This is a genomic window from Clostridium sp. E02 (assembly GCF_003833015.1).
Taxonomy (GTDB): Bacteria; Bacillota; Clostridia; order Lachnospirales; family Lachnospiraceae; genus Lacrimispora.
The window spans coordinates 107,336-129,388 of sequence record NZ_RJLQ01000013.1; the positions used below are offsets into that span (position 1 = coordinate 107,336).

The window sequence follows — 22,053 nt, forward strand, 5'->3', positions numbered from 1 at the left end:
CTCCCCCGGTTGCCTATTCTAGATCTGCAATCAGTTTTTCCCTATCTTCTGAACAATCAATCACAATTTTATTCCCCGGATGGATCTCATTTCCCAAAAGTATCCTGGCTGCCAGCGTCTCTACGTGTTTTTGTAAAAATCGCTTCAAGGGGCGGGCCCCGTAAACAGGATCGTATCCTCTTTCTACCGCAAATTCCTTCGCCTGATCGGTTAGTTCAATTTTAATCTCACGATCTTCCATTCGTCTGTTCAAATCCTGAATCAAAAGATCAATGATACCGGCGATATGATTCTTCTCTAGTGGTTTAAACAGAATGATTTCATCTAGCCGATTTAGGAACTCCGGACGAAAATGAGCCCTTAATTCGTTCATTACCATGGTACTTGCTTCCTCTTTTATCATACCCTTATCATCAATCCCCGTAAGCAGATACTGAGAACCGATGTTGGAGGTCATAATGATAATCGTGTTCTTGAAATCCACCGTTTTTCCCATAGAATCGGTGATTCGTCCGTCGTCAAGCACTTGAAGCAGAACATGGAATACATCGCTGTGCGCCTTTTCTACCTCATCAAAAAGCACAACGGAATAAGGTTTTCTCCGAACTGCCTCCGTTAACTGTCCACCCTCTCCATATCCCACGTATCCAGGAGGTGCCCCGATTAACCGGGAAACGGAATGTTTCTCCATATATTCGCTCATATCAATTCTTACAATGTTATTCTCATCATCAAACAAATTCTCTGCAAGTGTTTTAGCGAGCTCTGTCTTTCCGACACCAGTTGGTCCTAAAAAAAGGAAAGAACCGATGGGTTTGGATGGATCCTTAATTCCAGCCTTGGAGCGAATAATGGCCTCGGTCACTTTAGTCACCGCTTCTTCCTGACCAATGATTCTTTTATGGAGTTCTTCATCCAGATGAAGGGTTTTGTTCCGTTCACTTTCGGTTAGCCTAGCAACCGGGATCCCCGTCCATTTGGATACAATCCTTGAGATTTCTTCTTCGGTTACGCTTTCCCGTACCAAACTTAAATCCTGATTCTTTACTCGTTCTTCTTCCTGCTCTAGTTCTTTTAAAAGCACTGGCAATTTTCCGTATTGCAATTCTGCAGCAAGATTTAGATCGTATTTTTGTTTGGCATCCTGAATGTCCCGATTGAGACTCTCGATCTCTTCTCTTAACGATGACAGCCGATCTACCGATTCCTTTTCATTGTCCCACTGAACTTTTTTTGAAGCAAATACATCGTGCAGTTCCGCCAGTTCTTTTTGCAATTCCAACAGCCGTTCCTTGCTTAAGTGATCCGTCTCTTTTTTCAGTGCCGCCTCTTCGATCTCCATCTGCATGATCTTTCTTGACAATTCATCTAGCTCCGCAGGCATGGAATCCAGCTCGGTTTTAATCATAGCGCAGGCTTCATCCACCAGATCAATCGCTTTATCTGGAAGGAAGCGGTCGCTGATATAGCGATCCGATAACATCGCCGCAGAAACCAATGCGGAATCCGTAATCTTGACTCCATGATAAACTTCATACCGTTCTTTGATTCCCCTTAATATGGATATGGTATCTTCCACCGTTGGTTCCTGAACCATAACCGGCTGAAATCTTCGCTCAAGTGCTTGATCTTTTTCAATGTACTGCCTGTATTCATCTAACGTGGTTGCCCCGATGCAGTGGAGTTCCCCCCTCGCAAGCATGGGTTTTAGCATATTTCCTGCATCCATGGATCCTTCTGTCTTTCCGGCACCTACAATGGTATGAAGTTCATCTATAAAAAGAATAATCTCCCCATCACTTTTTCTCACTTCATCAAGAACTGCTTTCAGTCGTTCTTCAAATTCTCCTCGGTACTTGGCACCGGCTAATAATGCTCCCATATCCAGTGCGAATAGTTTCTTGTCTTTTAATCCATCTGGAACGTCTCCCCGTACAATTCTTTGTGCCAGTCCTTCCACCACAGCAGTTTTCCCTACTCCAGGTTCTCCGATTAACACCGGGTTATTCTTTGTTTTTCTAGAAAGAATCCGGATCACATTACGGATCTCACTATCTCTTCCGATGACGGGGTCAAGCTTCTGCTCTCTGGCACGTTCCACCATATCGTATCCATATTTATTCAAGGTATCGTAAGTTGCTTCTGGATTATCATTTACCACGCGCTGATTCCCACGGACCGTGGACAATGCCGTTAAAAAGTTCTCTTTATTGATAGCAAATTTTTTAAACAACTCCTTGACTTCCCTCGAGGGCTGCTTTAGCATGGCAAGAAAAAGATGTTCAACGGATACATATTCATCTCCCATACGTTTTGCCTCGTCCTCGGCACTGATTAACACCTTATTTAAATCCTGACTGATATATAGCTTCCCACCGCTTACTTTGGGGAGTCTCTCAATTGCCTGAGATACTTCATTGACAAACAATTCTTTTTGAATCTTCATTTTCGTAATTAACTTTAAAATAAGGCTGTCCTCTAAGGTAATAAGACTATAAAGCATATGCTCCTGTTCGATCTGCTGATTTCCATACTCGTAAGCTAGTTTTTCACACTGATTCACGGCTTCCATGGATTTTTGTGTAAATTTATTAATGTTCACGGTTAATCCCTCCTTTAATCCAACTCTAGACATACATCTCTTCGTTGCATTGTTCTATATGTAATATAACAGATGCTTCTTTGTCTGTCAAGATCAAATTATCCATTCATAATGGAATCTTATTTCTTACAGTTTTCTTTCGCACATTGTATTTTTCACTCAGATCCCTTATAATCGAACCAACCAAATGGTTCACGAAAGGAGACACTCGTTTTGCATATTAAATTCAAACTTCTTCGTCTTAATTCACTCCGTTTTCGGGCTGGAATTTTATTCTTGTCCGTGCTTATGACGCCCCTTAGCACATTTGGGATAACAAGCTACGCACATACAATCGAAGAATCCATCTATCTCTCTGGTACTTGGACAAGGGATGCCGTTGGATGGCGTTTCTTTAATCAATATAATGCCTCCTATCCTGCAGGTCAATGGGCGGAATATGAAGGATATTCCTACTATTTTATGCAGAATGGATATTTAGCAACTGGTTGGGATACCTACCAGGGGCACTGGTATTATTTTAATAAAGACACCGGAAAGACGGAAGGTGCGATGGAAAAGGGATGGATCTTTGATCCGAATTATAATGGTTGGTTCTATACCAATGATTTGGGGATTATGATAACTGGATGGCACAAGATTGAAGGATTCTGGTATTATTTTAATCAAAGTTCAGATGGAGTATTGGGGCTTATGGCAACGAATACAGTCATCGACGGTTCCTATGTCGATCCCAACGGAATTATGAACGAAGAACGATAAAGGACAGTGCCGTTTTAAACGGACACTGCCCTTTTTTCAATTCCATGAAAACGAAACGCAAATACTACACCTCTGAAAAACCAATCAATAAACATTCCGTACCATACTCCCATAACACCTACATTAAGAATCTTTACAAAGAAATAAGCAAAGGCAATCCGGAACAGCCACATGGAAAAAACAGATACAAACATGGTAAATTTAGCATCCATAGAGGCTCTTAGCGTGTACGGTATGGTAAATGACAGAGGCCAGATGATCATGGCATAGCTGTGAGCAACAATCATTTGAGTCGAAATCTCCGATGCTTCTTTGGAAAGGTGATAAATAGATACAAGTTGTCCAGAAAAAGCTATCATTGCCGTACAAAGCACAAGCAATACTCCGTAATTAAGAAATACCAACTGCCTGGTGTAGCGTTTTGCTTGTTTCTTCTCTCCTGCCCCAATACACTGTCCCACGATGGTAATTAACCCCAAGCCAATGGCATTCCCAGGCAGATACAGCAATGTAACTAGATTAGAGGCTACTGCATAGCTGGCTATCGCAGCTGTTCCTAAGGAAGAGACCAGACTTTGAAGTGCAATCTTACCAAATTGAAACATTCCACTCTCCAGTCCATTGGGAATCCCAACCAACAAAATATTACGAATCATTTTAATATCTGGTTTCAACTCATCAAGCCGCTTAATCCTTACTGTATTTTGTGGATTCTGTATCAAATAAAACATCATGAGTGCCGCAAGCATACGGCTTAATAACGTGGGATATGCAACTCCAGTGACTCCCATATGAAGACCAAATACGCAAATGGCATTTCCTACAATGTTCACCGTATTCATCACAAGGGAAACCATCATAGATACTTTGGAATTGCCCATGGAACGAAATAGTGCGGCACAAGAATTATAAACGGCTAAGAATGGATAAGACAAGGCAGTAATCTGAAAGTAGATTACCGCATCCTTCATCACATCTGCATCTACTTTACCAAATATTGCACCTAGTAAAAAACGATTTCCAATGAGTGCCACCATGGATACCAACAACGATAATACCGTGGTTACTCCAATCAGCTGTCCAGCAGCCTTACAGGCATTCTCTGACTGCTTTTTCCCTAGATACTGGGCAGAGATAACCGCACCTCCTGTAGCAAGGGCTGCTAAGATTTGAATGATTAAAATGCTGATAGAATCCACAAGGGAAACCCCCGAGACTGCTGCCTCTCCAACAGCTGCCACCATCATGACATCAACCATGCCAACCAGTACTGCTAATACCTGCTCAACGATTAAAGGAGCAAGTAGTTTTATCATATCTTTTCTCGTAAACATTTATCTTTCCTCATTCGTATTATTCAAAGGGATAAGAAATCCCCCACGTCTTTCTCAACGAATCCATTACTTTCATAATATCCAGTGTGGTTTTATGCGGCATCTGCGGACATTCATTCCAATTATTAAGAATTGCCTCATAACTTGCCTCAATCTGATACTCATAACCAGAGATTTGTTCCGGTCTTATATAGCTGTCCACTAATTTTCTGTCTGTATTATATACTTTAATGGATTCAAAGTTATTAATGTTTTCAACAACCAAAAATCCTTTTGTTCCGTAAACGATCCCCTTGCGGTCCGATAGTGCTTGAATCGAACTGTTTAAAACCGCCATTTTCCCTCCCGGATACGTAAGGGTCATACTATTTTGTGCATCCACACCAGTCTCTGTTTTGATCACACTTGAGGTGATATCTAAAATCTCATCTCCGAAAACCAAGGAGGCAAAGTTTAACGTATAGACTCCCACATCAAGAAGTGCACCCCCGGCCAGTTCTGGTTTCGTCAACCTGGGTAAATGGGACACCAGATAGCAAAGGTTAGCAGTCAATGTCATCGGTTCCCCTATACTACCAGAATCAAGAACCTTTTTTAACGTTTCCACCATGGGCATATAACGGACCCACATCGCTTCTGTGATCAATCGGTTCTTCTTCTGTGCCAGCTGGATCATCTCTTCTGCCTGAATGGCATTGACAGCAAATGCCTTCTCACACAGCACGTGCTTTCCATGTTCCAGACAAAGCTTGGCATTATTGTAATGCTCCGAATGGGGCGTGGCGATGTAAATAAGTGAAATCTCCGGATCCTTGACCAATTCTTCGTAAGAACCGTAAGCATTCTTAACGGAATGACGATCGGCAAATAACTTTGCCTTGGCTTTATCCCTAGAAGCCGCTCCATATAAACAAACCTGTGGCATATGAGACATCGTATCTGCTAATACCGATGCAATATTTCCAGTTCCCATAATTCCAACATTTAAAATCTCCATGATTTGACCTCCTCCATAATAGCAACCTACATTTCGTCTGTTTCCCCAGTATAGCATAACCATACAACCGGTACAATGTTTCTTTTGGGATATAAGGTTATGTGGTCATTTGAGCTTGCTTGGTACCTTCCATTTCCTCCACCAGTTCAAGAAAAGACCGCATTTCTCTGCTAATCCATTTGTCCTTATGGTACACAATCTGCCTAAAAGTCTGCAAGTGAAAATCCTTCATCTGAAGTTTTACCAGTCTCCCCTCTTCCATCTCTTTTCGTATGGCAAATTCAGGCAACAAAGAAATTCCAGCATTCTGTCTTAGAAGCTTGACGATAAACTCTGTGCTCCCAATCTCTAAATAGGGACGAACTTCTTTCCCTTGTTCCGCCAGGAACTGTTCTAACAATAGCCGGTAACTGGCATCTTTTTCCGTAAGGATCATAGGTTCTCTAATCACTTGATCCACTTCTAAATCAATCTCTCCAGCCAACCTATGTTTTCTGGATGCGGCAAATATAATATCTTCGGGTTTTTCCATCACTTTAACCCATTTTACATCAAAGACCTGTTTGTCCAGAAAATAAACAAGGTCAATGGCATTGCTGTTCATCTGGGACAAAAGAGTTCCGGGAGAATCAATGATCAATTTCACATTTACGTTTGGATGGCGGCGATGGTATTCCAGAATCAGAGATGGAAACAAAGTGGAGCAAACAGACTCAATGGTTCCAATCAGCAGACTTCCAGAAAGTTCTTCTGGCTGACTTAACAGGCTCTTAGCAGAAGCTAGACTTTTCATAACATCTTTCGCATACGGGTAAAAGACCTCTCCTTCGTGTGTCAGAGTTGTCTGCTTTCCAAGCCGGTCAAATAAATGAACCATCAACTCATTCTCTAACTGTTTGATCTGAATGGTTACTGCCGCCTGGGAATATCCTAGCTTTTTTGCTGCCTTGCTAAAACTATTGTGATTGGCTACTTCTAAAAATGTCCGAATCTCCCTTAGTTCCATCTTCTCCTCCTTCTACAGTTTAAAATTTTTAAACATATTTATAAAAACATTAAATTTTACATATGTGTACTTTTATGATACATTAATTTCACGTAGAGTACAAGACTTGAAAGGCGGTTGATCCTAAATGAATCAGTCAAATAAAAAATATAGTGCATATATTCAGATCTTAAAAGAAGAACTTTTGCCAGCAATGGGCTGCACCGAGCCAATCTCACTGGCCTATGCCGCTGCAACCGCCAGAAAGGTACTAGGTGAGATTCCGGATCGAGTGGAGATCAAAGTAAGCGGAAGCATCTTAAAAAATGTTAAATCGGTCATTGTCCCGAATACTGGACACTTAAAAGGTTTAAAAGCGGCTGCAGCGGCCGGGATTGTGGCAGGAGACCCAGATAAAAAACTGGAAGTCATTGCAAAGGTGTCTCAACACCAGATAAATGCCATAAAACAATACCTGGAACAAGCGGAGATGACCGTGGAGCATCTAGAAGAGGGCGCGGACTTTGATATTCTCATCACTCTCTTAAAGGGAATTAAAACAAGCAGAGTTCGGATTTCCAATCACCACACTCATATAGTTCTTATTGAAAAGGACGGAAAGCCCCTCCTTAAACAGGAACTGACAGAGAAGTCAGACGGACTCACGGACCGGAATCTACTTAACATGGAAGACATCTGGGATTTTATTCATTCCGTCGACATCGGGGATATAAAGGAAATTCTTGACCGGCAGATTTACTATAACTGGGCCATCGCAGAAGAGGGATTAAGAAATAACTATGGGGCCAACATCGGTAAGGTACTCCTGATGGATGCCCATGAGGATGTATGCAAAAAGGCCAAAGCCATGGCGGCGGCTGGTTCGGATGCCCGTATGAACGGATGTGAACTTCCGGTTATTATCAATTCAGGCAGTGGAAATCAGGGCATTACGGTTTCTGTTCCTATACTGGTCTATGCAAAGGATCAAAATGCAGACGAAGAACGGATCTACCGGGCACTGGCACTTTCTAACTTAACTGCCATCCATCAAAAAACTCCCATAGGTAGATTATCCGCTTATTGTGGTGCAGTCAGTGCAGGGGCTGGCGCTGGCGCTGGGATTGCTTATCTTTGTGGTGGTACTTATGAGGATGTGATCCATACCATTGTCAATGCACTTGCCATTGTCTCAGGCATTGTATGTGACGGTGCCAAATCATCATGCGCTGCAAAGATTGCTTCTTCTGTGGAAGCTGGGATCTTTGGGTACCGCATGTTTCAGCAGGGTCAACAATTTCTCGATGGAGATGGAATTGTAAAAAAAGGGGTGGAAGCCACAATAAAGAATGTAGGTCGTCTCGGCAAACTAGGAATGCAGGAAACCAACAAAGAAATTATAAAGATAATGACAGAAAACTAAAACTCTTTTCCGATTATAGAAAAGCAAAAAGTGCTGGGAACCAACTGATCCTAAGAGGTTCCCAGCACTTTTTTTATTGTAATTAGTAAAGTTCTTTTTTCAGAGTTTGTCTTACGGCTCCAGCGCCCTTAATCTGTGCACAGAACAGTTCTTCAATCATTTCCCCGATTCCAGCTTTGTAAAGATCGATTCCAAATATATTTTCATTGGAAAGAATCTCTTTGAGCTGACCATGATACGTCTCTGGTTTTCCAACTAAGATCCCTTTTAGCTTGTCTGTCAATTCAGGAATCATAGGATCCGCGGAGAGTTCAAACGCATTGCCCTCATCATCAACCGCAAGCAAATATCTGCACCAGCCAGCAATGGCAAGAGGAATAGCTTTCAGTTTCTTTGCATCGCCATATTTTTCCACGTAAGCCTTAATGGTCTCCCCGTAACGAATTCCTACTTTTTGAGAAGTATCAGTTGCAATTCTCTGAGGTGCATCTGGCATAAATGGGTTTGGAATTCGAACACGAATCACTTCATCTACAAATTCCATAGGAGAAAGGATTCCGGGATCCGTAACAACTGGCATTCCTTCTACAGGTCCAATTTGATGAACCAATTCCTTAAGTTCTGGATCTTTCATCTCATCTGCAATCAGGGTGTACCCAAGTACACAGCCATAAACCGCCAGCGCAGTATGCAGCGGATTGAGACAGGTTGTAACCTTCATTCTCTCTACTTTATTCACGGTATCCCGGTCTGTTAAATATACACCAGCTTTTTCAAGTGCTGGTCTGCCATTGGGGAATCGATCCTCAATTACCAGATACTGTGGTCCCTCTGCATTCACAAACGGTGCAATATAAGTTCTTTTTGATGTAATGACAGGAGCCATATCTTCCACTCCTGCTTTTTTTAGTTCTTCATAAACAGAATCAGCCGGACGTGGTGTAATCTTATCAATCATGGACCAAGGGAAGGAAATCTTTGATTCATCTTTTAAATATGCAACAAATAAAGGATCTACCATTCCTTTCTTCTGCCACTCTTCTGCAAACGTTACAATCGAATTGTTGAGCTTTTCTCCATTATGTGAACAGTTGTCCATAGAAACCACTGCAAGTGGTGCTCCACCTGCTTTAAAACGTTCATTCAACAGGGCACATACAACTGCCATAGCAGAAACTGCCTTTTCAGGACCATTGTCAATGTCTGCCTGAATAAATGGGAAGTAGTTTCCATCTGCGCTCTTTAATGCATATCCTTTTTCTGTAATGGTAAAAGATACAATCTGCAGATCCGAATTTACAAAGATTTCTTTTAATCTATTCCATGCTTCCTCTACAGAAGACTGTGCCTTAATCGCTTCTGTTAAGGAACCGATGACCTTTTTGTCAGTGGATCCATCTGCATTTAAGGTAACTGCAAGAACCAGGTTATCGTAAGGATCATAAATTTTATCAACTACATCAAAGTCAAAGGTTTCCACACAAGAAATTCCCTTCGTGCTTTCTCCCGATTCAATCAGTGCATCGGCAATCCCACCAATAAAGATACGGAAGATATTACCAGCTCCAAAATGAACCCATGCTGGATCTTTGCGGCTGTCTTCTGCAACTTTTGATATATCATAGGATGGGAGTTTGATTCCTGCCTCTTCCCATGCTTTTCTGTCTTTTAATCCTTCTATCGTTAGTTTCATATGTGTTTGATCTCCTTATTTTAATTTTGCTTTTTCAAAATCTTTGTCACTATTATACTTTAAATTTCTTACATGTGCAAATGGAATTCATCTTGGTGTTATGAAATAGTTTGTCCTCATCAAAGTCTTTATATGCTTCAAACTAATTTCCCAAGAAAAATGCTGTTGATACCAATACCAACGATGGAATACAACTGCAGGCAACATTTAAAACAGTGCCGACTGGCGGAAGCAGTACAGACGTTACTATCATTATAGGGGTAACATCCATAGAGGTTCCTACCAAAAGTACAATCCTCCCCTTCCGTATTAAAATACCATTCCCACGTAAATATCTGTATTATTACTCTACACTTTCCACTACTGGTATGGTAGTATATATCTTATTTGGATGCAATATGTATTTTTAACAATTTTTTTTGAATATTTTTGTGCATTTTGAATTAATTTCAAAAAAAACTTGACATTTGTTCAAAAACAGTTCACCATACTTGTATACAAGTTGTAACGACATTCAACTTAAGGAAGGAAGAAATAAATATGAAAGCTGTACAAATACTCAACCCAGGAAAATTAAAGGTAATTGATATGGAGAAACCAACCATTGATTTGAAAAATAATGTACTTGTTAAAATGACCGCTGCAGGGATCTGTGGTTCAGATATTGGAATTTACTCTGGAAGCAATGCCGCTGCCACCTACCCCCGAATCATCGGGCACGAAATGGTGGGTCGTATTGAAGAAACAGGGCCAGATGTGAAAACACTGAAACCAGGGGACCGAGTGATTATCAATCAAGTTACAAGCTGTGGAACCTGCTATCCTTGCAAGATTGGAAGAGGAAACGTCTGCGATGATCTAAAAGTTCGAGGAGTCCACATTGACGGAGGATACCGGGAATATATCGCCGTTCCAGAATCCGACTGCTATATTCTACCAGATTCACTTTCTGATAACGATGCAGTTATGATCGAACCTACAACCATCGCAATCCAGTCTTGCACCAGAGCGGAGTTAAAAAAAGAGGATATGCTGCTGATCTATGGATCCGGTGCTTTGGGAAGTTCTATTTTAAAAATTGCCCGGTTGCTTTGTGATACCATTATCGTAGCCGATGTGGTGGATGAAAAACTGGAGACCGCAAAGAAAAATGGAGCCACTCACGTTATCAACGTAGCAAATGAGAATCTGGTTGAACAAATCAAAAAATACACCAATGGCCATGGATCTACGGTATCCATCGATGCGGCTTGTACAAAGGATTCACTGATTCAACTTCTGCAGGCAACAGGAAATGCCGGACGGGTCATAACCATGGGATTTTCAACTTCCGATACTGTAGTAAATCAGTTCTTAATTACTTCCAAAGAGCTTGATGTCAAAGGTTCCAGACTTCAAAATAAAATGTTTGGAAAGGCAATTGAATTAATCGAGGAGGGTAAACTGGATCTTTCAAATTCTATTTCCCACACCTTCCCCCTTGATCAAGCCCAAGAAGCCTTTGACTTTGTCACCAGCCACGACCCTTCTATCCGTAAAATTGTTTTAACCTTCGATTTATAAAAAACTATAGATAATCGAATCATTCGGTAGTATACTAACAAGGTTAACTAGTATACTACCGAAATTATTTTATGTGAGGTTTTTATGAAAATTCTAGATCGTACTCCATCTGAAAATGCAAGAAATTATGCGTACCGCGTTCTTTTATATAATATTATTAATCTGGAACTGATTCCCGGTAGTTCCGTGAGTGAAAACGAACTGTCAACCATTTTAAACCTGTCCAGAACCCCCATTCGGGAAGCTCTGATTGAACTTAGCAAAACCGAGCTTGTGAAAATTCTCCCTCAAAGAGGAAGCTATATCACTAAGATTGACTATGATTTAATTGAAGAAGCCCGGTTTATGAGAGTCGTTTTGGAAAATGCAGTGTTAAAACTAGTCTGTGAAACCATTGACCCGCAGTATCTGATTCAGTTAAAGGAAAACGTCAATCTGCAGAAATTCTGTCTGGAGCATAATGATTTACCAAAGTTACTATTGTTAGATAACGATTTTCACAGACTCATTTATGAATCCGCAAACAAAAAAAAGACCTATGACATCATTCATTCCCAGATGGTACACTTTGACCGGCTGCGCGCCCTTTCTTTAAAAGCGGCCAAACCAACGAAAACAGTGGAGGACCACGAGAATCTTCTATATGCCATTGAGCGAAAAGATGGTGAACTGGCAGAAATTTTAATGACAAGGCACCTCACCAGACACCAAATGGAGAAATCTGAACTTCTTTCTTTGTTCCCGGATTATTTTATTAACTAAAATTTAATGGTTATTTTTTCAGTTTTTTTTGAAAGTTATTCGTATTATTGGAAAACTGGACATATACTTATATTAGCAGAGATACATACTGCTGGCAATCGTGTACAGGGTAGTTGGCCTCGGTTCTTGTTTGAATGGAGGTGTTGCTTATGAAGAATTTTGACTTTAAAGACATGATGTCTTTTGGAATGTTCCTTCTAGCACTACTGACATTAATCTTTCGGATATGTCAGTAAACGAAAAAAACCTTCCCTGTACTTTGGCTGGTCAGGAAGGTTTTTTACTTTTTAATTAGCCAACCACCCTGTGGCGATTGCCCTTTTTATTATATTATAGCTACTATTAAAATATTACAAGTACGTGCATAAATTTTAATTTTTTCAGTTAATTCGATCAAATCTTTAATTTTCATTCAATTTTGCTAGTTTTTGTGCCTGATCGGCAGCAATCAAGGAATCTAGCAGTTCATAGATATCTCCATTCATAATGGAATCAATTTTGTAAAGAGTCAATTTAATCCTATGATCTGTCACACGTCCCTGAGGGAAGTTATAAGTCCTGATCTTTTCGGAACGGTCTCCAGTCCCGATCTGGCTTTTTCTTTCTTCTGACTCAGAATTTTGCCTTTTTTCCAGTTCCATATCATAAAGTTTGGAACGAAGAAGTCGAAATGCTTTTTCTTTGTTCTGCAACTGGGACTTTTCTGTCTGACTATAAATCACAATTCCAGTTGGATTATGAGTGAGTCGTACCGCAGAATCTGTGGTATTAACACACTGCCCACCATTCCCGGATGCACGCATTACGTCAATTCTAATATCTTTGTCTTCAATTACCACATCTACCTCTTCTGCTTCTGGCATTACGGCTACGGTTGCCGTAGAGGTGTGAATTCTTCCTCCACTCTCCGTCTCTGGAACTCGCTGTACCCGGTGAACCCCACTTTCATACTTCATCTTGGAATAAGCACCTTTTCCTGTGATCATTGCCACTACTTCCTTAAAACCACCGATTCCATTCTCATTGACATTAATAAGTTCTACTTTCCATCGCTGGGATTCTGCGTAATTTACATACATACGATAGAGCTCTGAAGCAAATAATGCGGCCTCGTCTCCACCAGCACCAGCACGGATCTCTAATAGAATATTCTTATCGTCATTGGGATCTTTTGGAAGCAGCAGAATCTTAAGCTCCTGTTCTAGCTGTTCAATCTGCTTTTTGGCATTGGATAAATCTTCCTTTGCCATCTCCCGCATTTCTTCGTCATTTTCTTCTTCCAGCAAAAACAGACTGTCTTCAACGGTCTGTTTTTCTTTCTTATACTGTGAATAAACTTCTACGAGTGCAGAAAGATCCGACTGCTCCTTCATCAGCTTTCGAAACCGATTCTGGTCTTCTGCTACAGACGGGTTATTAAGTTCCTGCATAAGTTCTTCATAATGAATTAATATATCATCCAATCGGTCAAACATTGGTAGCCTCCAAACTATTCCATAACGGCACACACCACACGATCAAGGCCAGCTGCATCTTTTACTGCCCGGATCTTATGATATCCCGCATCTTTAAATAAACGGCTGACAGCTTCTTTTTGATCATATCCAATCTCAAAATAAACCGATCCGCCCCGGTTTAGATATGTTTTGCTGTCAAGCACAAGTTTCTTATAAAATTTAAGTCCATCTTCCTCACCATCAAGAGCGATTTTGGGTTCATGATCCCTGACTTCTGGTTCTAGTCCTTCTATCACACTTGTAGGAATATAAGGCGGATTTGATACAATCAAATCAAATTTACTAAATTCATGAAGGGAAGAAAACAAATCGCTCTCCATGAAATTGATCTTATCTTCTCCCAGATTTATATCTGCATTTTGTTTGGCAACCCTTAACGCTTCTTTTGAAATATCCACAGCTGTAACTGTATCAAATCCACCTAATTTCGCCAAACTTACGGCAATACAGCCGCTTCCTGTACACATGTCAAGAACGGCTGGTTTCCTGCCCTTATAATCCTTTAGAATCAATTCTACCAAAGTCTCTGTGTCTTGCCTCGGAATCAACACAAACTCATTGATATGAAATTCCAATCCCATAAATTCAGTCTTCCCGATAATCTGTTGAAGGGGAATTCGCTTAGAACGGGTTTTTATCATCTGCCAATACCGAAAGACGCAAGCAGATATCGCTTCATCGTCGGAGAGCTGACTGGTACTTTCCAGTAAATAATGAGTCAGATCCGTATCAAATGCTTCAAGAAGCAGGTATCTGGCGTCCAACGATGCCTCTTTTACACCTGCTTCTTGAAGGATATTAGTGCCTTCATCCCAAAGGCTTTTTAAGGTACCGTTCATGATGGTTTTACAGGAAAGTTTTTATCTAAAAATGCCTTCCAGTCAAACACAGCTTCTACAGATGCAATCCCCACTTCGATCATGGAATCATCTGGTTCACTCGTTGTCAGTCCCTGCATCCACATGCCGGGACGGCTTAGTATATCTACTAGTTTTGAATCGTTTCTGCCAGCCAAACGAAGGAACTCATAGGATACTCCAGCAATCACCGGTATCAGCACAATACGACTAACAATCCTCAACGGCAGCGTCTTCACTCGTATTACCATAAAAAACAATATACTTATAATCATAACAATCAGAAGGAAACTAGTTCCACATCTTTTATGTTCTTTGGAACTGTTTCTCACATTCTCTACATTCAGTTCCAATCCATGTTCCAAACAATTGATGCATTTATGTTCTGCACCATGATACATGAAGGTACGTTTGATGTCTTCCATGCGGGAAACAAGTTTGATATAAGCAATAAAAATACCAATCCTTAATACCCCTTCCAGTACTGCCATTATGGTCTGAGATTTTATAAAGTGATGAAAAATATTAGCCAAAAACATGGGCAGCAGCATAAAAATGCAGATTCCCATAATTACAGAAAACACCATAACCATACTCATCAGTGCTTTCTCCATCTTCTCCCCAAATAACCGATCCAGAAGTTTTTCAAATCCTGAGGGTTCAGAATCTTCCTCATCATCTTCAAAAAAACTTGCTGAAAAGGTGAGGGCTCTCATTCCAAGAATCATGGAATCTACAAAGCTAAAGATTCCTCTTAGAAAGGGAAGAGAAAAAAGTTTTACTTTTTCTCCAGCACTGACATAAGTGTCTTTTTTTACTTCGATGCCCCCATCCGGTTTTCGAACTGCTGTGGCATACTCGTCTCCGTTTTTCATCATAACACCTTCAATCACGGCCTGTCCACCGATTCCTGAATACTTCATGCAACCACCTTTCTCACGCAATCGTATACGCTCCTTCAAATCCAAAAAAGGTTGAGCTAAAGTGTTTCCACCAAACTCAACCTTCTTTTTGCTCCTGATATAATAAGGAAGTCCGATTTGACTACTATAAACCGGACGGCTGATTTCTTACATGTATGCCATAAAACTGCATAACAAAAGAAATTAAGCCTCAGCCTTAACGCCATATTTACGATTGAATTTATCAATACGTCCACGAGCAGAAGCAGCTTTCTGCTGACCGGTATAGAATGAATGGCAATTAGAACATACTTCTACGTGGATGTCTTCCTTTGTAGAACCAGTTACGAATTCATTCCCACAGTTGCATACAACTTTTGCCTGATAATAACTAGGATGGATTCCTTCTTTCATGATTTTCACCTCACATACTTTGTTTTCTATTAAATCGTGGTCCTTGAACCGACAATGTCTACTAAACAGCTTGTATAGTATATCATAGAAAAAAATCGAATGCAAGCATTTATTTCTATGATATACGATACAACTTAGAAAAATCGCATTTTTTTGGAAATTTCTACAAATTCCCGATTTGTCTTTGTTTTGGAAAACAGATCTATTATTTTTTCTACCGAATCTTCCGGTTTCAGCGTATTAGTCGCTTTTCTGACCAAATCTACCACCTCTGCCTCTTCTTTCGTTAATAAAAGATCATCTCTTCTGGTCCCTGACTTTAAAATATCAATAGCAGGGAAAATTCTTTTCTCTGACAGTTTCCGATCCAGTACGAGTTCCATGTTACCAGTCCCCTTGAATTCTTCATAGATTACGTCATCCATACGGCTTCCCGTTTCCACAAGTGCGGTAGCCAGTACGGTTAGGCTTCCGCCTTCCCGCATGTTTCTTGCGGCACCGAAGAAACGTTTGGGCATATGAAGTGCTGCTGGATCCAAACCTCCGGATAACGTACGTCCACTGGGAGCTACTGTTAAGTTATATGCTCTTGCAAGACGGGTAATACTGTCTAACAAAATCACCACATCTCTCCCATGTTCTACCAGACGTTTGGCTCGTTCAATCACCATCTCCGATACTCGTTTGTGCCGTTCAGGCAGTTCGTCAAAGGTTGAGTAAAGCACCTCCACATTTTCACCTACAATGGATTCTTTGATGTCTGTTACCTCTTCTGGACGTTCATCAATCAGAAGAATCATAAGATGAATCTCTGGGTGATTGACTGTAATCGCCTTTGCCACTTGCTTTAATAAGGTGGTTTTTCCTGCCTTAGGAGGGGAAACAATCATACCTCGTTGCCCTTTACCAATCGGGGCAAGAAGATCAAGAACTCTCATGGGGGTTATATTCTGTCCGGGCATCTCCATATGAAGTCTTTTATTTGGAAATATGGGAGTCATATTTTCAAAATTAGGGCGGTGTTCTCCCATAGAAGTGGGATATCCATTGATCTTTTTTACATACAACAAGGCTGCAAATTTTTCAGTGGCAGTCTTCACTCTGCGGCTGCCATGTATAATATCACCTGTCTTCATGTTAAATCGGCGGATCTGGGAGGGTGCAACATAGACATCATTCTCTCCGGGCAGGTAATTCTCACATCGGATAAAACCGAATCCATCTGGCATGACCTCTAAAATTCCGTGTGCATCAATTCCACTGTCCAGTTCTTGAAGCTCTGGGCTTGGATGAAAATCACTCTTTTGCACTTCTACTGCATTCTCATGTCTGCTGTCATTCTTTGCAGACTCCGAGTTATTCCCGTTCCCAGCTGTAGAACGGTACACCGGCTGCCTTGACTGAGTCTCACGATGAGTACGGATCGCTGTTTTTCTCTGGGTGTTCGTCTGACTGCCATGAGCTTCCAACGCCTGCCCTTGTTCTGCAGCCTGGGATGTCTCAGGTTTGTTGACGTTCTTTTCCTCATCTTCTGTCTTCTTTGGTGAAGCATTCCCTTTCGAAACATCTAATGTAATATCTTCTTTATTTTTGCAAAGCATATCTATAATCTCAGTTTTTCGCATGGAACTATAGCCCTTGATCCCCTGGCCCTTTGCAAGCTCCTTTAACTCAATTAACGGCAGTGTCTGTAATTTTTCACGCATATTAGTCTCCTTCATGATTCCTTATAACAGTTGTTTCGCAATCTTGGGAATGATTCACGATAGAATATCGCAGCAGATGGCCGGAATATATTCCCAGCCTAAATCAGGTTAAATCAGGTCGTACGATACGCCTATTATATACCTTAATATATAAAAAGAAAAGTCATTTTTTGAGAAATCTAAAATGCTCATTAATTTTCTTCTCATATCCATTCTCCGTTGGACGATAAAACCTAGTCCCTTCCAATCCATCGGGAAGGTATTGCTGTTCCACATAATGATTGGGGTAATCATGGGCATATAAATAGCCCTGACCATGCCCTAGTTTTGAAGCACCTTTATAATGAGCGTCTCTTAAATGAACCGGAACTGGCATTGTTGTCTGATTCTGCACTGCGGACAACGCTTCAAGCACAGCATTATAAGAAGCATTGCTCTTCGGGGCTGAGGCTACGTAAGTGACCGCCTGTGATAAGATGATCTTCGCTTCCGGCAGACCGATCCGTTCCGCTGCCTGGGCTGCTGCCACTGCTACGACAAGTGCTTGAGGATCTGCATTCCCCACATCTTCAGATGCACAAATCATAATTCTTCTTGCAATAAATTTAATGTCTTCTCCTGCATATAGCATTCGTGCCAAGTAATAAACAGCTGCATCCGGATCAGAACCTCTCATACTTTTAATAAATGCAGATATGGTATCATAATGATTGTCACCTGATTTATCATAACGTATGGCTCTCTTCTGAATGCATTCTTGTGCTACTTCCATATCAATGTGTATCTGGCCATCCTCTGGATCCCGTTCCGTAGTTAGAATCCCAAGTTCCACAGCATTGAGAGCCGCTCTTGCATCCCCGTTGGCCGCATCTGCCAAAAATGCTTCTGCCTCTGGATCTATGATTGCATTATAGGATCCCATTCCTTTGTCACGATCATATACTGCCCGATGCACCAATTGACTAATATCCTCTTTTTCCAACGACTTTAATTCAAATACTCTGGATCTGGAAAGTAAGGCTCCATTGACTTCAAAATACGGATTTTCTGTGGTCGCACCAATAAGAATCAGGGTACCATCTTCTACAAATGGAAGCAAATAGTCTTGCTGTCCTTTATTAAACCGATGTATTTCGTCTACAAATAATATGGTTTTCTTTCCATACATTCCCAAAGAATCTTTGGATTCTTTTACGATTTCTTCCATATCTTTTTTTCCAGCCACGGTTGCGTTTAGTTGTTTAAAATCGGCGCTGGTGGTATTGGCAATTACTTTTGCCAGCGTTGTTTTCCCCGTCCCTGGCGGTCCATAAAAGATCACAGATCCCAGTTTATCCGCTTTGATTGCTCGATAAAGCAGTTTATCTTTTCCTATGATATGCTGCTGGCCAACCACTTCTTCCAATGACGTGGGACGTAGTCTTGATGCGAGAGGTGATTCTTTTTCCATCGTATTTTCTCTCATATATTCAAACAAGTCCATGATACTTCTCCTATATCCTGATTATTTCAGTCAATAACAATGAATACCAACTCATTCACTTTAATTCTTACCTATTATTATGGCAGAATCTACATATTTGTCAAGAAGCGAACCGTTGTTGTCTGCATTCTTGCGTGAATAGAAAAACAACCATTTCGCAAAAAATGGATGTTTTTATCTACATTTATTATCAGGGTTTGAAGCTTCGTTTCCATACTCCATTTGTGCTTGTCCCTGCATACACAGCCTTATCTTTTATGTACAAGGAATAAACATCTGTATTCCCCAGCCCATTCTCCTCTCTCCTCCAAGTCTTTCCTTTGTTCTTCGAGTGAAAGACTCCTCCTCCATACGTCGCCGCAAGAAGTTGGGAACCTTTAAGAGCAAGTGCATCTACATTGGGATTTAATAACCCTGAATTAACTGGCTTCCAGATTGTTCCGTTATCACTGGAACAAAACACCCCATCTCCGGGAGTTGCCGCATATAGAAGTGATTCATTTGAGACAATTGAAAAGATCTGTAAATTGCTCAATCCCTCATTCACTGGTGTCCAATTTTCCCCGTTATCTGAAGATCGAAAGATTCCACCACCGAACGTTCCTGCAAACAGATCCGAATGGTTGCCAGTTAAGGACCCCACGTTTTGATTTGTCAATCCTTTGTTTATGCTTTGAAACTGTTGTCCTCCATCTGTGGAACGAAAAATCCCTTTCCCAAAGGTTCCTGCAAACAAGTCTGTTCCTTTTGCATAAAGGCTGTACACTACTTGGTTCTTTAATTCTCCTGATGTCTGGTTCCAGCTTTCCCCCTGATCGGAAGAGAAAAACACCCCTCCTCCCCCTGTCCCTGCAAACAACATAGAATCCGTCGCAGCAAGGGAGAGCACCTGCGGATTTGATAAGCCAGTATTTACTGTTCTCCAGCTCTTCCCTTGATCCTCAGAAAGAAATACGCCAGCCCCATTGGTACCGGCAAACAAAAGGGTACCCTGATTGGCAAAGGAACTAACATGGGTATTGTTCAAACCTTCATTGACTGCCTTCCAGCTATTCCCACCATCTGCAGATTGGTAGATTCCACCACCATTGGTTCCTGCAAATAGCTGACCTTCTTTTTCTGACATGGTATAAACACATGGATTCATGAGTCCTGTATTCATACTGTTCCATGCCGATTCTTTGCGATTGAATTGAAAGATTCCTTTATCCGTTCCTGCATAGAGTTTGGAACGAGAGGATAGCAGGGTATAGACGCCTTGACTGTCCATCCCTTTCATAGACTCCCATTGTTTTCCATTGTCTTTGGATGCATAGACTCCACCACCATAAGTACTGGCATAAACAAACAATTCATCCACGGCAAAGGATGTAATCGGCTCTCCAGTCGGAAAGTTAAATTTTAGGACCCAATTTTTTCCTCCATCCATAGACTGATAAATCCCTCCATACTCTGTGCCCGCATACAAATCGGTCCCACGAACCATTACTGCTTGAATGCTTCCCTGGGGGGAATCTTGGCTTGGCTTGCTCCAGTTTGTTCCCTGATCTTCAGAATAGATGAAACCGCTGTCTGTTCCGGCATAAACCATATTCTGGTCTACTTCAATCTGGTACACAATCGTTTTAGTTAATTCTGAATTGATAGGAGTCCAGTTTATGGATTCTATTGATGATTCATAAATCCCTCCATTGGTACCTGCAAATATCTTGGATCCGCTGACTGCCAGAGCGTAAACATTTTTACTTGTCAGACCCTGATTTTCTTCTTTCCAACTTACGCCATCATCTGTGGATCGATAGATCCCACTCCCCTGGGTTCCAGCAAGCTGACTGCCGTCTGCTGTCAAAAGACAATGGACAAATCCACCATAGGGTCCATTCGTTGGTATAAATTTCTGAGTTTGGATTTTTGTAGGACTGAAAAAAAAATAGGCAAACATTAAGAAAGGCACTAAGAACAGAATATAGAACTTCTTTTTCATATCATTTCCTCCATATCTTCATGGATTTATTAAAAACGCTGCCCCAAAAGGGCAGCGCAGTTATAGATTCGTTTAATATTGTGCGAATCCAAACCCCTGATTCTTTAGGTTATTCACAATTGCTGGAATTGCGGATACTGTATTCTGATAGGAATCATGCATCAATGGATTCCCTCCGGACCGCAAATTATTACAGGAACTAATAATAGCATTGGTACTAGCGCCATTCCAATCATTGGTATAAACCGTTGGTGTCACAATTGACAGTCTTAATGCAGAACACGCCTGCCGAATGGTCTGATTGCTGTAAAGATAAGGCAAACGAACTTTAGTAGGTCTTGGTTTTCCTGCATTCTGAATCGCCTGGTTGCACTTTTGTAAATCATTATATACCTGCTGATAACTCCAGTTGTTCATATAAGCATGAGACCAACTATGATTTTGCAGGCTATACCCTGAGTTTAAGTAAACATTCCAAGCCCATTGATTGCTTTGGATTTTGCTTCCCCACACAAAGAAGGTAGCCTGATAGCAACCTGCTTTCTTCAAGTTATTCACCAAAGTATTGGAAGTTGCATTATTGGGTCCATCATCAAAAGTAAGATAAACGTTGCCCCTATAAGCGGCTGTGTTCACATTTGCCACCTGATTCTGTTCCGCATGTGATACTTCCTGTGCATTTGCAGTTGAAATTCCAGCAGATGCAAGCGTTAGACTTAAAATTAAAGCTGATAACATAGTAACTTTCCGTTTCATTCAATCCCCCCCTTCTAATTGAATAACGTTACCCCCACCTTAGAGTTTATCTTATGGTGATATGCAGCTACGAATCAAAATCTTTCCCCAAAGTTTTTTGATATGTAACATTACCAATATATTTTAGTAATTTCTTACATTTCTATTCTAACACCACCTTTTTATATGAGCAAGTTTTTTTTAATTATTTTAATATGTCAATTAAACAGTAATATGTTATAGTTTTCTCATTCTCAGGATTGTCGTATTTTTCTCTACAATATATACAAAATTAAGTTATATTATTTCTATTTTCATCGAATTAATTAGTTAC

At 40.9% G+C, this 22,053-nt stretch carries 17 protein-coding genes; 4 read left to right on the forward strand and 13 right to left on the reverse strand.

Annotation, left to right across the window (positions count from 1 at the left end):
• Positions 1-13 precede the first annotated feature (13 nt).
• The gene (gene clpB / locus EFT72_RS11490) at positions 14-2,602 is read right to left on the reverse strand and encodes an ATP-dependent chaperone ClpB (protein WP_124067060.1); all 2,589 of its coding nucleotides are present in this window, start codon (positions 2,600-2,602) and stop codon (positions 14-16) included.
• A gap of 213 nt (positions 2,603-2,815) precedes the next feature.
• Between clpB and EFT72_RS11495 the strand changes: the two genes are divergently transcribed.
• Entirely contained in the window at positions 2,816-3,364 is a 549-nt protein-coding gene (locus EFT72_RS11495; RefSeq protein ID WP_124067061.1) for a glucan-binding protein, read from the forward strand.
• Positions 3,365-3,378: 14 nt separating this feature from the next.
• Here EFT72_RS11495 and EFT72_RS11500 read toward each other — a convergent pair whose 3' ends face one another.
• The 3 genes from EFT72_RS11500 to EFT72_RS11510 form a co-directional block, all read right to left on the reverse strand.
• Positions 3,379-4,698, reverse strand: a complete 1,320-nt coding sequence (locus EFT72_RS11500; RefSeq protein ID WP_124067062.1) for an MATE family efflux transporter — start codon at positions 4,696-4,698, stop codon at positions 3,379-3,381.
• A 19-nt stretch (positions 4,699-4,717) separates the two neighbouring features.
• Complete coding sequence (locus EFT72_RS11505; RefSeq protein ID WP_124067063.1) at positions 4,718-5,695, reverse strand: Gfo/Idh/MocA family oxidoreductase; 978 nt, start codon at positions 5,693-5,695, stop codon at positions 4,718-4,720.
• Positions 5,696-5,792: 97 nt separating this feature from the next.
• A complete protein-coding gene (locus EFT72_RS11510) occupies positions 5,793-6,701 on the reverse strand; it encodes a LysR family transcriptional regulator (protein WP_124067064.1) in 909 nt (302 codons plus the stop codon).
• Between the two features lie 127 nt (positions 6,702-6,828).
• Between EFT72_RS11510 and EFT72_RS11515 the strand changes: the two genes are divergently transcribed.
• Entirely contained in the window at positions 6,829-8,103 is a 1,275-nt protein-coding gene (locus tag EFT72_RS11515) for an L-serine ammonia-lyase, iron-sulfur-dependent, subunit alpha (protein WP_124067065.1), read from the forward strand.
• An 82-nt stretch (positions 8,104-8,185) separates the two neighbouring features.
• Here the strand turns inward: EFT72_RS11515 and EFT72_RS11520 are convergent, their stop codons facing one another.
• Positions 8,186-9,796 carry a mannitol dehydrogenase family protein gene (locus EFT72_RS11520; RefSeq protein ID WP_124067066.1) on the reverse strand — a complete coding sequence of 537 codons (1,611 nt, stop codon included), beginning with the start codon at positions 9,794-9,796 and terminating at the stop codon, positions 8,186-8,188.
• A 540-nt stretch (positions 9,797-10,336) separates the two neighbouring features.
• Here EFT72_RS11520 and EFT72_RS11530 point away from each other — a divergent pair.
• On the forward strand, positions 10,337-11,359 hold the full coding sequence (locus tag EFT72_RS11530) for a zinc-binding alcohol dehydrogenase family protein (protein WP_124067067.1): 1,023 nt from the start codon (positions 10,337-10,339) through the stop codon (positions 11,357-11,359).
• A gap of 84 nt (positions 11,360-11,443) precedes the next feature.
• Positions 11,444-12,121 (forward strand): GntR family transcriptional regulator, encoded by a 678-nt coding sequence (locus EFT72_RS11535; RefSeq protein WP_124067068.1) that lies wholly within the window; start codon positions 11,444-11,446, stop codon positions 12,119-12,121.
• Positions 12,122-12,522: 401 nt separating this feature from the next.
• On the opposite strand, the gene prfA is transcribed toward EFT72_RS11535, so the two are convergent.
• The 8 genes from prfA to EFT72_RS11575 form a co-directional block, all read right to left on the reverse strand.
• Complete coding sequence (gene prfA / locus EFT72_RS11540; RefSeq protein WP_124067069.1) at positions 12,523-13,596, reverse strand: peptide chain release factor 1; 1,074 nt, start codon at positions 13,594-13,596, stop codon at positions 12,523-12,525.
• Between the two features lie 14 nt (positions 13,597-13,610).
• Complete coding sequence (prmC, locus tag EFT72_RS11545; RefSeq protein ID WP_124067070.1) at positions 13,611-14,477, reverse strand: peptide chain release factor N(5)-glutamine methyltransferase; 867 nt, start codon at positions 14,475-14,477, stop codon at positions 13,611-13,613.
• Entirely contained in the window at positions 14,474-15,418 is a 945-nt protein-coding gene (locus tag EFT72_RS11550; RefSeq protein ID WP_124067071.1) for a DUF1385 domain-containing protein, read from the reverse strand. Before EFT72_RS11550 ends, prmC begins: the two co-directional genes overlap by 4 nt.
• Before the next feature lie 183 nt (positions 15,419-15,601).
• On the reverse strand, positions 15,602-15,811 hold the full coding sequence (gene rpmE / locus EFT72_RS11555; protein ID WP_124067072.1) for a 50S ribosomal protein L31: 210 nt from the start codon (positions 15,809-15,811) through the stop codon (positions 15,602-15,604).
• Positions 15,812-15,945: 134 nt separating this feature from the next.
• Positions 15,946-17,517: a transcription termination factor Rho gene (rho, locus tag EFT72_RS11560; RefSeq protein ID WP_124067073.1), complete on the reverse strand. Its 1,572-nt coding sequence runs from the start codon at positions 17,515-17,517 to the stop codon at positions 15,946-15,948.
• 163 nt (positions 17,518-17,680) lie between these two features.
• Positions 17,681-19,000, reverse strand: coding sequence for a replication-associated recombination protein A (locus EFT72_RS11565; RefSeq protein ID WP_124067074.1), 1,320 nt, complete (start codon positions 18,998-19,000; stop codon positions 17,681-17,683).
• A 190-nt stretch (positions 19,001-19,190) separates the two neighbouring features.
• Positions 19,191-20,984 carry a YCF48-related protein gene (locus tag EFT72_RS11570; protein ID WP_124067075.1) on the reverse strand — a complete coding sequence of 598 codons (1,794 nt, stop codon included), beginning with the start codon at positions 20,982-20,984 and terminating at the stop codon, positions 19,191-19,193.
• 72 nt (positions 20,985-21,056) lie between these two features.
• Positions 21,057-21,740: a polysaccharide deacetylase family protein gene (locus EFT72_RS11575; RefSeq protein WP_124067076.1), complete on the reverse strand. Its 684-nt coding sequence runs from the start codon at positions 21,738-21,740 to the stop codon at positions 21,057-21,059.
• Positions 21,741-22,053 lie beyond the last annotated feature (313 nt).

Bases quoted from the DNA above. Each gene is read 5' to 3' on its own strand.
- rho (WP_124067073.1), bottom strand. From the start codon at position 17,517: ATGCGTGAAAAATTACAGACACTGCCGTTAATTGAGTTAAAGGAGCTT.
- EFT72_RS11565 (WP_124067074.1), bottom strand. From the start codon at position 19,000: ATGGACTTGTTTGAATATATGAGAGAAAATACGATGGAAAAAGAATCA.
- prfA (WP_124067069.1), bottom strand. From the start codon at position 13,596: ATGTTTGACCGATTGGATGATATATTAATTCATTATGAAGAACTTATG.
- EFT72_RS11530 (WP_124067067.1), top strand. From the start codon at position 10,337: ATGAAAGCTGTACAAATACTCAACCCAGGAAAATTAAAGGTAATTGAT.
- EFT72_RS11505 (WP_124067063.1), bottom strand. From the start codon at position 5,695: ATGGAGATTTTAAATGTTGGAATTATGGGAACTGGAAATATTGCATCG.
- rpmE (WP_124067072.1), bottom strand. From the start codon at position 15,811: ATGAAAGAAGGAATCCATCCTAGTTATTATCAGGCAAAAGTTGTATGC.
- EFT72_RS11570 (WP_124067075.1), bottom strand. From the start codon at position 20,984: ATGAAAAAGAAGTTCTATATTCTGTTCTTAGTGCCTTTCTTAATGTTT.
- EFT72_RS11520 (WP_124067066.1), bottom strand. From the start codon at position 9,796: ATGAAACTAACGATAGAAGGATTAAAAGACAGAAAAGCATGGGAAGAG.
- EFT72_RS11550 (WP_124067071.1), bottom strand. From the start codon at position 15,418: ATGAAGTATTCAGGAATCGGTGGACAGGCCGTGATTGAAGGTGTTATG.
- EFT72_RS11535 (WP_124067068.1), top strand. From the start codon at position 11,444: ATGAAAATTCTAGATCGTACTCCATCTGAAAATGCAAGAAATTATGCG.
- EFT72_RS11515 (WP_124067065.1), top strand. From the start codon at position 6,829: ATGAATCAGTCAAATAAAAAATATAGTGCATATATTCAGATCTTAAAA.
- EFT72_RS11510 (WP_124067064.1), bottom strand. From the start codon at position 6,701: ATGGAACTAAGGGAGATTCGGACATTTTTAGAAGTAGCCAATCACAAT.
- EFT72_RS11500 (WP_124067062.1), bottom strand. From the start codon at position 4,698: ATGTTTACGAGAAAAGATATGATAAAACTACTTGCTCCTTTAATCGTT.
- EFT72_RS11575 (WP_124067076.1), bottom strand. From the start codon at position 21,740: ATGAAACGGAAAGTTACTATGTTATCAGCTTTAATTTTAAGTCTAACG.
- prmC (WP_124067070.1), bottom strand. From the start codon at position 14,477: ATGAACGGTACCTTAAAAAGCCTTTGGGATGAAGGCACTAATATCCTT.